The following is a 12,559-nucleotide window of genomic DNA, read 5'->3' as shown; positions in this document are numbered from 1 at the left end:
GGACACGGTCGTTTCCCATCAGAGAATTCACTATGGTGGACGCGTGCGCAACATCGTTAATCCGGGGGCGGCAGGAGGCGGAGCCGACGGGGTGGGTGGGCGGGTCGCCCTGATCACTCACTCCACGACTCCCCGTGGCGGCCACGTGCACACGCTCGGTCTGGGGGAGGCGCTGCACCGCGCCGGTCATCCCGTCCACCTGTTCGCCCTCGGCCGGCAGCTCTACCGGGACGTCGACCTCCCGCACACGCTCGTCCCCGGCCCCCGCCGCGACGGGACGACGCTGACCGAGCGCACCCTCGACGGCATCGAACGGCTCACCGTCGCGCTGGCGGAGCACATCGACCGGTTCGACGTCCTGCACGCCCAGGACTGCATCGCCGCCCGCGCCGCGTCCGCGGCCCGCGCCCGGACCGGCGCGGACGTGACCGTGCTGCGCACCGCCCACCACGTGGACGACTTCACCACCCCGGTGCTCGTGGAGTGCCAGCGTCGCGCGATCACCGAACCGGACCGGGTGCTCGTGGTGTCCCGGATGTGGCAGGACATCCTCGCGCGCGACTTCGGGGTCGCCGCGACGATCGTGCCCAACGGCGTCGACCTCCGCCGGTTCGCCACCCCCGTGCCGGTCCCGCGCCCGGCGGGCTTCCTGCTGCTCGCCGTGGGCGGGATCGAGCCGCGCAAGGGCACCGTCCACCTCGTCCGCGCGCTCGCCCGGCTCGGCGAGCTCGCGCCTGCGCTGGTCGTCGTGGGCGGGCACTCGTTCCAGGACTTCGCGCCCTACCGGGACGCGACGCTCAAGGAGGCGGCGGACCTCGGGGTGGCGGTCCACGAGGTCGGCACCCTGACCGACGACGAGCTGGCCGGCTGGTACGCCGCCGCGGACGCGCTGGCCTACCCGTCGGTCGCCGAGGGCTTCGGTCTGGTGCCGATCGAGGCGATGGCGCTCGGCCTGCCTGTGGTGGCGAGCGATCTCGCGGTGTTCCGCGAGCACCTGACCGACGGCGTCGACGCCCTGCTGCCGCCGGTCGGCGACGACGCCGCGCTGGCGGACGCGCTGCGGCGGGTGATCACCGAGCCCGCGCTGCGCGAGTCCCTGCGCACGGCGGGCCGGGCCACGGCGAGCGCCTTCACCTGGGCGAACGCCGCGGCCGCGCACCAGGAGGTCTACCGGACGCTCTAGCCGCGTGCGCGGCGACCTTGTTCCGGTTGCCGCACGCCTCCATGCTGCACCACCGCCGGGTGTGGCTGCGCGAGGTGTCGAGGAACAGCAGCACGCAGGTGTCGTGGTTGGCGCAGCGCCGCAGCAGCCCGCGACCGGTGAGCACCCGGGCGCCCGCGTCCGCCAGTACCCACGGCAGCGCCGCGGGATCCGCCGTCAGGTCCACCCGGGGGAGGAGCTGCAGGCCGTCGGGACCGGCGTGCAGCACGGTGCCGGGGGAGTCCGCGAGCACGGCGTTCAATCGGTCCGTCGGGACGGGCTGCTGCGCGAGGACGGCGTCGAAGGCCTCCTTCAGTGCGCTCCGCACGTCCACCACCGCGGCGTGCACCTCCGGCGACACCGCCGCGGGTGACCCGAGGCCCGCCGCGGCCGTCCAGGCGGCGAGGTCCGCGGGGGTGGGGATCAGGTCGAGCGGCGCCCCGGCCTCCACGATCACCGTGTTCACCAGGTCGAGGGCCGGGTCGCCGCCGCGGAACAGGAAGCTCACGTCGACCACCGTACTCGACTAACCGTCATAGTGCGTCTATGGTGGTTAGCATGGGCTTCCACGAGGGCGAGCTGCTCGTCCAACAGCGCGCGCAGGTCGCAGACCGCGCGGACCAGCTCGCCGGCATGCTGCGGGCCCCGCGGCTGGACGGCGGCATGGCCGCGTTCGCGGCCGAGCGCGACCACGCGGTGATCACCGCCCGGGACCCCGACGGCAGGCTCTGGACCTCGCCGGTGTTCGGCGAGCCAGGCTTCCTGCGGGCGTACGGCGCCACCCTGGAGGTGCACGCCGTCCCGCTGCCGGGCGATCCGCTGCACGTGCTCACCGAGGGCGGCCCGGTGGGCTCGATCATGGTCGACTACGCCCGCAGGCGGCGGCTGCGGGTCAACGGGACCCTGGCCCGCGTCGGCCCGGCGGGGTTCACGATCGAGGCGGACCAGGCCTACGGCAACTGCCCCCAGCACATCCCGCGCCGGGAGGCGACGGCGATCGGCGAGGTCCGTCCGGTCGTCACCCGCCACGAGGGGCTCACCCCCGAGGTGGGGGAGCGGCTGCGCGCGGCGGACTCGTTCCTGCTCGGCACCGTGCACCCCGAGCGGGGCGCGGACGCCTCGCACCGCGGCGGCCCGGCCGGGTTCGTGCAGGTGGACGGCGGCGTGGTCGGCTGGCCGGAGCTGCCGGGCAACAACCTGTTCAACAGCCTGGGCAACCTGGCGGTGGACCCGGAGGCGGCGATGCTGGTCCTGGACCTCCGCCATGGGCGCAGCCTGCAGCTGTCGGGCACGGCGCAGATCGAGTGGGCGGGCACCGACCGGCGGGTCCGGTTCGTGCCCGAGGTGGTCGTCGAGACGCGCGGCCTACTCGGCCAGTAGTCGCGCCACCCGCGACTCGGCCATCGCCCGCCGCGGGTCGCCCGCGGGCAGCGTCTCGACCAGGCGCTCGTGCGCCTCCAGGTCGTCACGTCCCATGCGGTGGGTCGCGTAGGCGTGGACGAGCTCGGCGTCGTCGGAGTCCAGGACCGCGCGGCGCAGGCCGACCTCGAGCTCGTCTCGCGCGCCGCGGATCTCCGGGGCGTCCGAGCGCGGGAGCAGTGGACCGGCGCACGCGTGCAGCGCGTCCGCGATCCGCCCCTCCCGCAGCGCGCGGCGGACGGTGTCGAAGTCCGCGTCCACCGTCGCGGCGAGCCGGTAGGGGCGGGTCTTCAGCACGTCGGTGCCGATCAGCTGGCGCAGCCGGTGGATCTCGCCGCGCACGGTGGTCTGGTTGCCGTCGTCGCCGTAGAGCAGCAGGGCCAGCCGCTCGGCGGTCAGGCCCTCCGGGTGCAGCGCGAGGGCGGCGAGCAGCTCGGCGGGCCGGGTGGTGAGCGCGTGCGTCTCGCCGTCGAGGACCACCGACGGGTTGCCGTCCCCGAGGAACCGCAGGGACAGCGAGTGACCGGGCGCGGCGGACGCCGAGGCGCGCCTGCGGGTCGCCGACAGCAGGAAACCCTCGGCCAGTGGCTCGACGTGCATCTCCCGGCCGTCCGCGAGCCGCAGGCGGTCCTGGCCCGCCTCCAGCCGCACCCGCTCCGGCCAGTCGCCGAACGGGTCCCCGGCGATGATCCGGCCGGTGGGGGTGACGAGCGCGCCGGGCGTGCCCCGCAGCGAGGCCAGGTGCCCCTGGTTGCGGGCGCGCAGCCGCTCGTCGGCGATGGCCAGCTGCATTCGCATCTGGTTCTCGGCGAGCTGCGCGGTGGCCGTGACCAGCGCCAACATCGCCGGATGGATGGTGCGGCGCGGGCCGGTGATGTCGATGGCGCCGATGATCCGCCCGGTGTCGGGGTCCATCACGGGCGCGGCGACACAGGTCCACGCGTGCACGGCGCGGACCAGGTGCTCGGTGGAGTGGATCTGCACCGGCCGCCCGAGCGCGAGCCCGGTGCCCATCGCGTTGGTGCCGATGGCCTCCTCGGACCAGTTCGACCCCTCGACGAGACCGACCCGGTCGGCGGGGCCGAGCACGGCGCTGGCGCCGTCCCGCCACAGGACCGTGCCCTCCTCGTCGGTCACGACGACGACGTGCTTGGCCTCCTCGGCGATGCTCAGCAGGTTGTCCCGCAACAGCGGCATGACCTTGTGCAGCGGATGCGCATCGAGCCGGGCACGGCTCTCGGCCGGGTCGAACCGCAGCGGCGGCAGCGGCGTGGCCGGGTCGATCGCGGCGGCGAGGCTGCGCTCCCAGGACTCGGAGACGAGCCTGCGGACGGTCGCGTCCCCGGTGTCGTCCAGCACGGCCTCGAACAGCTCGTCGATCCGCTGGGACGACGAGAACGAGGAGGAGAGCGAGGAGGAGAGCGACGCGGACATCGACGCGGGCAGGCCGGAGCTCGACTCGCGCTCGACCACCCCGTCGACTGGCACCGGCACCCCGACTTCCCGCGTCCTGATGCGCCTCATCATCGCCTCACGTCCGCCCCGCCGGCAAGGCGAGGTTGCGCCTGTCCGAGGGGGCAGTCCCCGCGTGCAACGAACGGGCAACGTGACTCAGCTTACCGTCGCGGCGACAACGGCCCGTCGACGATCGGAGGCACCCCGATGACCGCAGAGCTCGCCGACGTCCGGATCCTCGATTCCCGCCCCACCCGCCCCACCCGTGTCCCGGGCGTCGGGGCCGCGCCCGAGCACCTGCGCGGTGACGGCCCGACGGCCACCGTGCGCACGGGCCGGATCCTCGTGGTCGACGCCGAGGGCATCGTGCGGCTCGGCCTGCGCCAGCTGTTCGCCGTCGAGCCGGACCTGCGGATCGTGGGGGAGGCCGCGACCCCGCGGGACGCGCTGGTCGCGGCGGACCGGCTGCGCCCGGACGTCGTGCTCCTGGACGTCGACCTCGGGCGCGGCGACTCCGCCGGGATCGACGTGGCCCGCGCGCTGCTCCAGCGCCACCGCGGCACCCGGATCCTCGTGCTGACCGGCTGCCGGGACCGCGAGACGATGCTGCGCACCGTCCGCCTCGGCGTGCACGGCTACCTGCGCAAGGGCGCCGACACCGCGGACATCGTCGCCGCCGTGCGCACGCTGCTGCGCGGCGACGCGGTGTTCGACTCCCGCATCACCACGATGATGATGGACGCGCTGCGAGACCCCCGCGAGCCGTCGATCCAGAACCCGCGCGGCCCCCTGCTCACCGACCGCGAGAACCAGGTGCTCAAGCTCCTGGCCACGGGGATGTCGAACCGGGAGATCGCCACCGAGCTGGTGATCAGCGAGGCGACGGTGAAGTTCCACGTCCGCAACCTGCGCGACAAGCTCGACGTCCGCCGCCGCACCGAGATCGTCTACACCGCGACCCGCCAGGGCATCGTCTAGCGGGGCACGAGGAGCTCCCGGATGGCGCCGGCGGATCCCGGCGCCATCCGGTGATCACAGGGGCTTCTCGACGGCGGCGTCCGGACTCTCCACCGTCGCCGCGGCCCAGAACAGCACCGCGATCCCGACGGCGCCGGGGTCCGGCTCGCCCTTCGCCCGGTCCCCGACGTAGCTGGCCCGGCCCATCCGGGCGCGCAGCTCGGCCGTGTGGTCGGCGCCCTTCTTGGCGGCGGCCGCCGCGGCGACGAACCCGCCGGTCGCGAACGCGTCGACGGCGGGGGAGAGGGCGTCGACCAGGGTCCGGTCGCCGACCTGCGCCTCGCCGACCCGTTGGATCGCGGCGAGGCCCGCGCGGGCGCCGTCGCCGAAGGACCCGCCGCCGTCGAGGGCCTGCGCGATCTCGGTGAACAACAGGCCGAGCAGGGGCCCGCTGGTGCCGCCGACCTCGTCGAGGAACACCTCGCCGAGCGCCCCGAAGGCACTCGTCCCGCCCGCGTCGAAGCGGGCGACGGCCTCCCGGAGCCCGCCGCGCAGGTTGTCCCCGAAGTCGCCGTCGCCGGAGAGCTGGTCCAGCTCGGTCAGCGCGGCGTGGGCGTCCTCGGCGGCCCGGGCGAAGGTCCGCAGGACTGCTTCCTGGTTCACGACTGGGCTCCGAGGGTCAGGGCGGGCGTCACGGCCGGGGCGGTCCAGTAGGCCGACCAGGACGGCTGCAGGCGGGTCAGGGTGAGCGAGAACCCGGTCATGTCCAGGGCCGGGACGAACGTGCCGACCAGCGCCGCGGACACGGTGAGGCCGCGCTGCGCGAGCCCGTCGAGGACCAGGTCGTGCAGCCCGTAGAGCTCCAGCAGCGTGGTGCCGCCGAGCCCGTTGACCACCGCGATCACCTCGGACGGGCCCGCGGGGAGCCCGGCCACCAACTCGTCGAGCAGCCGGGAGACCAGCGCCTCGGTCGAGGGGCGGTCGATCGACTTCTGGGCGCGCTCGCCGTGGATGCCCACGCCGTACTCCAGCTCGCCCGCGTCCAGCGCGAACGAGGGCTCCCCGGTGTGCAGCGAGGTCTGCGCCCGCGAGGCCACGGCGAGGCTGCGGGAGGCCGCCGCGAACTCGGCGCCCAGGGCGGCCAGCTCGTCCAGCCCCAGGCCGGTGTCCGCGGCCCCGCCGAGCAGCTTCTCCACGACGACGGTGGCCCCGGTCCCGCGCCGCCCGGTGGCGGTCTCGTCGGACTCGGTGGCCAGGTCGTCGTCGACGAGCACCCGGCGGACCTCGACGCCCTCCAGGCGCAGCCGCTCGGCCGCGATCCCGAAGTTGATCCGGTCGCCGGTGTAGTTCTTGACGACGTGGAGGACGCCCTCGGGGCCCGCGGCGCGCCGAGAGGCCTCGAGGACCTGCAGGTTGTGCGGGGAGGCGAACACCTTGCCGGGGGCGACGGCGTCGAGCATGCCGCGGCCCAGGAACCCGGCGTGCAGCGGCTCGTGGCCGGAGCCGCCGCCGGAGACCAGGCCCACCCGCCGGGCCGGGTCGCGGTCCCTGGCGACGAGGTGGGCCGGTTTCTCGACCAGCTCGACGAGGTCCGCGTGCGCCCGGGCGAACCCGCGCAGGGCGGGCGGGACCGGGTCGCCGTCGGCGGGGAGGAAGGGTAGTGCCATCAGGCGTTCTCCAAGGAACGGTCGGTCGAGGTGTGGCGTGCCTCGCCCCACACCAGCCGGGATGCGGCGACCGACGAGATCAGGGCGATGCCGATCGCGTAGACGACCAGCCAGGTCCAGTGTCCACCGCCCGCGGCGAGCAGTGCGGTGCCCGCCAGCGGGGCGAGCCCGCCGCCCAGGGTGGCGCCGACCTGCTGGGTCACCGAGAGGCCGGTGTAGCGGACGGAGACCGGGTACAGGTTGGCGAACAGCGCGGCCTGCGAGCCGTACATCGCGCCGTGCCCGACGGCCAGGCCCAGCGTCATGCCCAGCACGGTGAGCCAGAAGTTCCCGGTGGAGAGCATGAGGAAGAAGGGCACCGCGAGGACGACCTGGAACAGCGCCCCGCCGATGTAGACCTTGCGGCGGCCGATCCGGTCCGACAGCGCGCCGAACACCGGGAGCGTGAGGCATTCCACGGCGCAGGCGATGAGGACGGCGATCAGCACGGGTTGCCGGGGCAGCCCCAGCTCGGTGGTGACGTAGGCGATCGCGACGACGTAGTAGACGTTGAACAGCCCGGACTCGGCGATCTTCGCGAGGATGGACAGCACGACCCGGTTGCTGTGCGTGCGGAAGAGCTCCTTCACCGGGAGCGCGTGCGCCTCCTTCTCGGCGCGGGCCTTGACGAACTCGGGGCTCTCGCTCACGTGCGTGCGGATGTAGACGCCCAGTCCGATCAGGATGATGCTGGCCAGGAAGGGCAGTCGCCACGCCCAGCTCTCGTACGCGCCGTCGGGCAGCGCGGAGTTCAGGATGGTCACGATCGCGACCGGCAGCAGCACGCCCGCGGGGGTGCCGATGTGCACGAGCGAGGTGAAGAAGCCCTGGCGCTGCTTGGGGCTGTACTCCAGCGCCATCAGGACGCCGCCGCCGTACTCGCCGCCCATGCCGAGTCCCTGCAGCAACCGGATGAGCACGAGCAGGATCGGCGCCCAGATGCCGATCGTGTCGTAGCCGGGCAGCAGGCCGACGGCGAACGTGCCGCCACCCATCAGCACCATCGTGATGATCAGGATGGTCTTGCGGCCCAGGCGGTCCCCGTAGTGGCCGAAGACGATGCCGCCGAGCGGGCGGGCGAGATAGCCGACGAAGAACGTCGCGAACGCGGCGAGCGTGCCCACCAGCGCGTTCTCGGCGGGGAAGAAGACCTTGTTGAAGACGAGCGCGGCGGTCGTCGCGTACAGCGTGAAGTCGTAGTACTCGACCGTCGTGCCGAGCGCGGAGGCCCAGACGACCCGCCTGACGGGCGTGCCGGACTTCTCGGCGGAACCGGGTTCTGGAGCAGACATTCGGCACTCCCTCGTACCTGCTGGTGTTTCCTGCGTGTGACGGCTAATGTATCAGACACTAGATGCAAGACAAGCCCCTCAGGAGGCGTGATGAAGGACCTGGCACTGCACGGGATGATCAGCACGGTCGTCACCCCGTTCGACGAGGCCGACCAGGTCGATCTCGAGCTGCTCCGCGGCGAGGTCAAGTACCTGCTCGACCAGGGCGTGACCGCGATCTGCGCCTGCGGCAGCACCGGCGAGGGCCAGACCCTGTCGCTGGAGGAGAGCAAGGCGATCTGCGAGGTCGTCGTGGACGAGGTCGGCGGCCGCGTGCCGGTGATCGGCGGCGTCATCCAGAACTCCACCGCGCAGGCGATCCGCTACTCGCTGGCGCTCAAGGAGGCCGGGGTGGACGCGCTGCAGGTCACCCCCGTGCACTACGTCTTCGCCCCGTCCGAGGCCGAGACCATCGAGCACTACCGGCTCGTCGGCGAGGCCACCGACCTGCCGATCGTGCTCTACAACGTGGTGCCGTGGGCCCTCGTGCCGGTGGACACCATCGAGAAGATGGGCTCGGTCGTGCCGCAGGTCATCGCCGTCAAGCAGTCCGGCGGGGACGCGCACAAGCTCGCCGACCTGCTGCTGCGGGTCCGGGACCGGTTCACCATCCTCGCCGCCCTGGACGACCTGCACTACCCGGCGTTCGTGATGGGCGCGCACGGTGCGCTCGCGGCGATCCCGACCGTCACGCCGAAGCTGTCGGTCGAGCTGTGGGACGCGGTCCAGGCCGGGGACCACACGGAGGCGCTGAAGCTCCACGAGCGCATTCTCACCGTGTGGCGCGCGATCGACGGACCCAACCTGCCCGCCACGCTGAAGGCCGCCCTGCAGCTGCAGGGCCGCGAGGGCGGTCTGCCCCGCAAGCCCTTCGCCCCGGCGACGGCCGAGGAGCGGGAGCGCATCGCCACGGCGCTGCGAGCCGCTAACCTGATCGACTAGGTATCAGAACCAGGGGGCCGCCGTGGCTAGGACCGCACTCGTCGTCGAGTCGATCGCCGACCAGCTCTACACGATCCTGGTCGAGCGGATCACCACCGGCGTGTTCGCGCCCGGCTCCCGACTGGACCCCCAGGCCGTCGCGGACGAGTTCGGCGTGTCCCGCACCCCGGTGCGGGACGCGTTGGCCCGGCTCGAGCACGACCAGCTGATCGAGACCCGCCCGCGCTCCGGCACCTTCGTCGCGCGCCCGGGCACCGCGGACGTCCGCGAGGTCTGTCAGCTGCGCAAGGGCATCGAGTGGGTGGCGACGGGGCTCGCCACGTCGGTCATGCCCGGCGCACAGATCGCCGACCTGCGGGCGGAGGCGGTGGAGGCGCTGGCCGCGGTGGAGAAGGGCGACTTCGAGCCGTTCTTCCACAGCGACTTCCGCATCCACCGCGAGATCGTCGCCGCCACCGGGAACGAGCGGCTGGTCCGGGCGCGCAGCTCGGTCGAGCCGTTCGTCGCCTGGCTGCGGATCCTGGGGGCCACCGGCCCGCACCGCGCCGCGGGCTCGACGAAGCGGCACCTGGAGATTCTGGACGCCATGGCGGCCCGCGACGTCGCGGCCGCGCAGGCGGCCGCCGCCGTCCACCTCGACGAGGTCGAGGAGTGGACGGTCGCGGACATGGACTCACACGCGATCTCGACGTAAAGGACTGTCATGGAGAAGGCCCTCGCGGGCGCGGCCGCCGCCGCGCGCGCGTACGGACGCACCACCCCCGCCGAGCGCGCCGCGATGCTGCGCGCCGCCGCGAACGCGCTGGACGCCGCCGCGGCCGAGCTCATCCCGCTCGCGATGGCCGAGACCCACCTGGCGGAGGGACGGCTGAGCGGTGAGCTGACCCGCACCACGTTCCAGGCCCGGCTGTTCGCCGAGCGGCTGGAGCAGGGTGTCCTACTGGACGTGCGGGTGGACGAGGCGGACCCGGAGTGGGGCATGGGCCCGCGCCCGGACATCCGGCGCACCCAGGTCCCGATCGGCCCGGTGCTGGTGTTCGCGGCGAGCAACTTCCCGTTCGCCTTCTCGGTGTTCGGCGGGGACACGGTCTCCGCGCTGGCCGCGGGCTGCCCGGTCGTCGTCAAGGCCCACCCGGGCCACCCGGAGCTGTCCCGGCGGACCGCCGCGCTGGTCGCGCCACACTTCCCCGAGGGCGTGTTCGCCCTGATCGAGGGGGAGGCGGAAGGGGCCGCCGCGGTGCAGGACCCGCGGATCAAGGCCGTCGGCTTCACCGGCTCGACGCGCGGTGGCCGGGCGCTGTTCGACCTCGCGGCGCGGCGCCCGGACCCCATCCCCTTCTACGGCGAGCTCGGCTCCACCAACCCGGTCGTCGTCACGCCCGCGGGCTGGGCGGCGCGGTCGGCGGAGATCGCGGAGGGCTTCGCCGGCTCGGTGACCCTCGGCGCGGGCCAGTTCTGCACCAACCCCGGCGTGGTCCTGGTGCCGGACGCGGACGGCTTCCTCGCCGCCGTCCCGGAGCTGTCCGCGCACGCGATGCTCAACGACCGGATCGAGGCGGGCTACCGGTCCGCGGCGGCCGAGCTGGCCGAGTCCGCCAAGGTCGCGCGCGGCGAGCTGGACGGCGGCCCGGTGCTGTTCCGGGCGTCCGCGGCGGAGGTCCTGGCCGAGCCGAAGCTGCTGGAGCTGGAGGTCTTCGGACCCGCCGCGCTGATCGTGGAGTACACCTCCCCGGCCGAGGCCCTCGAGGTGCTGGACGCGCTGGAGGGGCAGCTCACCGGCACCGTGCAGGGGGCTCCGGCGGACCCGGACGCCCCGGAGATCCTGGCTCGCCTGGCCGAACACGTCGGCCGGGTGATCTGGAACCAGTGGCCCACCGGCGTCACGGTCAGCGACGCGCAACAGCACGGCGGGCCGTACCCGGCGAGCACCGCGCCGCTGACGACGTCCGTCGGCACCGCGGCCGCGGCCCGCTGGCTCCGCCCCGTGGCCTACCAGAACATCCCCGCCGACCTGCTCCCCAGCGAGCTCCACTGACCGTGAGCGGCGATGGTCGCTCTGGCGACTCCGCTCGCCCACCCCGCCGCCTCCGGCGGCTGCCGCCCCCCGGCCGCCGCTCACGGCTCAGCGGGTGCGGGGCTTGCGGGTCACCGCCGCCACGGCCGCCTCCGCCACCTGGGTGTCCTGCTCCACGCTGCCCGCGCTCACCCCCACCGCGCCGACGATCTCGCCGTCGCGCTCGATCGGGATGCCGCCGCCGAAGATGACGAGCCCGCCCGCCAGCTGCTCCAGGCCGTACAGCTCGGCGCCGGGCTGGACGAGGGGGGTCAGGGCGCCCGTCGGGGCGGCCATCAGGATCGACGTCACCGCCTTGCGCTGCGAGATGTCGATGCTCGCCCGGATCGCGCCGTCCTGGCGGGCGAAGGCGAGCAGGTGCCCGCCCGCGTCGACCACGGCGACGTTCATCGGCTGCCCGATCGCCTCCGCCTTCTTCAGTCCTGCCGCGAGGGCCTTCTGCGCCTCGGCGAGCGTCAGTCCACTCATCGGGTCCTCCTGCCGTGAAGTGCCGGTCCCTCCACCCAACCGGACGGGGACCGTTGACCGCAGCTCCGCCTTCGGTCAGGTCCGACCTCACTCTCCCGTGAGTCTCGCCCGGCCCACCCTTGCCCGCGGGCGGGAGCACTGTGGATCGTGCGGTTCCGACGACGTCGTCGGACCGAGGGAGAACGGCATGACCGCAGGATCGATCGTGCTCTACGAGGGCTTGGGCACCGCCGTGCTCATCCTGCTCGGCAGCGGGGTGGTGGCGAACGTGGTGCTGCGACCCACGCTCGGCACCGGCGGCGGATGGCTGATGATCACCTTCGGGTGGGGTTTCGCGGTGTTCGCGGGCGCGAGCATCGCCGAGCCCTCCGGGGCGCACCTCAACCCGGCGGTGACCATCGGGCTCGCGGTCGCGGGCGCCACCGAGTGGGGCATGGTGCCCTTCTACCTCATCGGCCAGTTCGTGGGTGCGTTCGTGGGCGCCTGCCTGGGCTGGTTGGCGTACAAGGCGAACTTCGACAAGAACTACGAGGACGATCCCGAGGCCAACCGGGACACCCGCGGGATCTTCTGCACCGGCCCGGTCGTCGCCCGTTCCGCCTGGAACGTGGTGACCGAGGTCGTCGCGACGTTCGTGCTCGTGTTCTGGATCCTGTCCAATCCGGCCGCGCAGGCCCCGGACGGCTCGGGCGTCCCGCAGTTCGGCAACGGCGCACTCGGGTACGCGGCGGTCGCCTTCGTGGTGATCGGCATCGGGTGCTCGCTCGGCGGGCCGACCGGCTACGCGATCAACCCGGCCCGCGACCTCGGCCCGCGGATCGCCTACGCGGTGCTGCCGATCAAGGGCAAGGGCAGCCCCGAGTGGGGCTACTCCTGGGTGCCCGTCGTGGGCCCGGTCGTCGGCGCGGTGCTCGCGGGCCTGCTCGCCCTGGGAGTGTCGTGACCTGCCCGGTCGGGCAGGGGCCGTTCGGGGCTGGAGGGTTTCGCGTACCTGCGCAGGTGCGCA

The 12,559-nt window shown here is 73.6% G+C and carries 13 protein-coding genes; 7 read left to right on the top strand and 6 right to left on the bottom strand.

The window, feature by feature from the left end; genetic code table 11:
- Window positions 1-145: 145 nt before the first annotated feature.
- The gene (locus L3X23_RS16820; RefSeq protein WP_237193077.1) at window positions 146-1,183 is read left to right on the top strand and encodes an MSMEG_0565 family glycosyltransferase; all 1,038 of its coding nucleotides are present in this window, start codon (window positions 146-148) and stop codon (window positions 1,181-1,183) included.
- On the opposite strand, the gene L3X23_RS16815 is transcribed toward L3X23_RS16820, so the two are convergent.
- Entirely contained in the window at window positions 1,131-1,709 is a 579-nt protein-coding gene (locus L3X23_RS16815) for a CGNR zinc finger domain-containing protein (RefSeq protein WP_237193076.1), read from the bottom strand. The genes L3X23_RS16820 and L3X23_RS16815 overlap by 53 nt on opposite strands.
- A 50-nt stretch (window positions 1,710-1,759) precedes the next feature.
- Here L3X23_RS16815 and L3X23_RS16810 point away from each other — a divergent pair, with 50 nt between their 5' ends.
- The gene (locus L3X23_RS16810) at window positions 1,760-2,581 is read left to right on the top strand and encodes a pyridoxamine 5'-phosphate oxidase family protein (RefSeq protein ID WP_237193075.1); all 822 of its coding nucleotides are present in this window, start codon (window positions 1,760-1,762) and stop codon (window positions 2,579-2,581) included.
- Here the strand turns inward: L3X23_RS16810 and L3X23_RS16805 are convergent.
- Window positions 2,567-4,114, bottom strand: coding sequence for a GAF domain-containing protein (locus L3X23_RS16805; RefSeq protein WP_237193074.1), 1,548 nt, complete (start codon window positions 4,112-4,114; stop codon window positions 2,567-2,569). The genes L3X23_RS16810 and L3X23_RS16805 overlap by 15 nt on opposite strands.
- A gap of 168 nt (window positions 4,115-4,282) precedes the next feature.
- On the opposite strand from L3X23_RS16805, the gene L3X23_RS16800 reads away from it, so the two are divergent.
- Complete coding sequence (locus L3X23_RS16800) at window positions 4,283-5,053, top strand: response regulator transcription factor (RefSeq protein ID WP_093082206.1); 771 nt, start codon at window positions 4,283-4,285, stop codon at window positions 5,051-5,053.
- A gap of 54 nt (window positions 5,054-5,107) precedes the next feature.
- Here the strand turns inward: L3X23_RS16800 and L3X23_RS16795 are convergent, their stop codons facing one another.
- The 3 genes from L3X23_RS16795 to L3X23_RS16785 are packed head-to-tail and all read right to left on the bottom strand — an operon-like array spanning window position 5,108 to window position 8,030.
- Window positions 5,108-5,695 (bottom strand): DAK2 domain-containing protein, encoded by a 588-nt coding sequence (locus tag L3X23_RS16795; protein ID WP_237193073.1) that lies wholly within the window; start codon window positions 5,693-5,695, stop codon window positions 5,108-5,110.
- Window positions 5,692-6,699 (bottom strand): dihydroxyacetone kinase subunit DhaK, encoded by a 1,008-nt coding sequence (locus L3X23_RS16790; protein WP_237193072.1) that lies wholly within the window; start codon window positions 6,697-6,699, stop codon window positions 5,692-5,694. Before L3X23_RS16790 ends, L3X23_RS16795 begins: the two co-directional genes overlap by 4 nt.
- Entirely contained in the window at window positions 6,699-8,030 is a 1,332-nt protein-coding gene (locus tag L3X23_RS16785; RefSeq protein ID WP_237193071.1) for an MFS transporter, read from the bottom strand. The genes L3X23_RS16790 and L3X23_RS16785 overlap by 1 nt, the downstream gene beginning before the upstream one ends.
- Window positions 8,031-8,120: 90 nt before the next feature.
- Here L3X23_RS16785 and L3X23_RS16780 point away from each other — a divergent pair, with 90 nt between their 5' ends.
- Genes L3X23_RS16780 through L3X23_RS16770 form a run of 3 tightly spaced genes read left to right on the top strand, consistent with a single transcriptional unit; the run spans window position 8,121 to window position 11,046 of the window.
- The gene (locus tag L3X23_RS16780) at window positions 8,121-9,011 is read left to right on the top strand and encodes a dihydrodipicolinate synthase family protein (protein ID WP_093082187.1); all 891 of its coding nucleotides are present in this window, start codon (window positions 8,121-8,123) and stop codon (window positions 9,009-9,011) included.
- A gap of 22 nt (window positions 9,012-9,033) precedes the next feature.
- Window positions 9,034-9,705, top strand: coding sequence for a GntR family transcriptional regulator (locus tag L3X23_RS16775; RefSeq protein ID WP_237193070.1), 672 nt, complete (start codon window positions 9,034-9,036; stop codon window positions 9,703-9,705).
- Between the two features lie 9 nt (window positions 9,706-9,714).
- Entirely contained in the window at window positions 9,715-11,046 is a 1,332-nt protein-coding gene (locus tag L3X23_RS16770) for an aldehyde dehydrogenase (NADP(+)) (protein WP_237193069.1), read from the top strand.
- Window positions 11,047-11,133: 87 nt separating this feature from the next.
- On the opposite strand, the gene L3X23_RS16765 is transcribed toward L3X23_RS16770, so the two are convergent.
- A complete protein-coding gene (locus tag L3X23_RS16765; protein WP_237193068.1) occupies window positions 11,134-11,553 on the bottom strand; it encodes a heme-binding protein in 420 nt (139 codons plus the stop codon).
- A gap of 187 nt (window positions 11,554-11,740) precedes the next feature.
- On the opposite strand from L3X23_RS16765, the gene L3X23_RS16760 reads away from it, so the two are divergent.
- On the top strand, window positions 11,741-12,496 hold the full coding sequence (locus L3X23_RS16760) for an MIP/aquaporin family protein (protein ID WP_093082167.1): 756 nt from the start codon (window positions 11,741-11,743) through the stop codon (window positions 12,494-12,496).
- Window positions 12,497-12,559 lie beyond the last annotated feature (63 nt).

Origin of the sequence: Pseudonocardia sp. WMMC193 (assembly GCF_021728735.1) — a bacterium.
In the GTDB taxonomy this organism is placed as follows: Bacteria; Actinomycetota; Actinomycetes; order Mycobacteriales; family Pseudonocardiaceae; genus Pseudonocardia; species Pseudonocardia oroxyli.
This window is presented reverse-complemented; position numbering and strand designations above follow the sequence as displayed.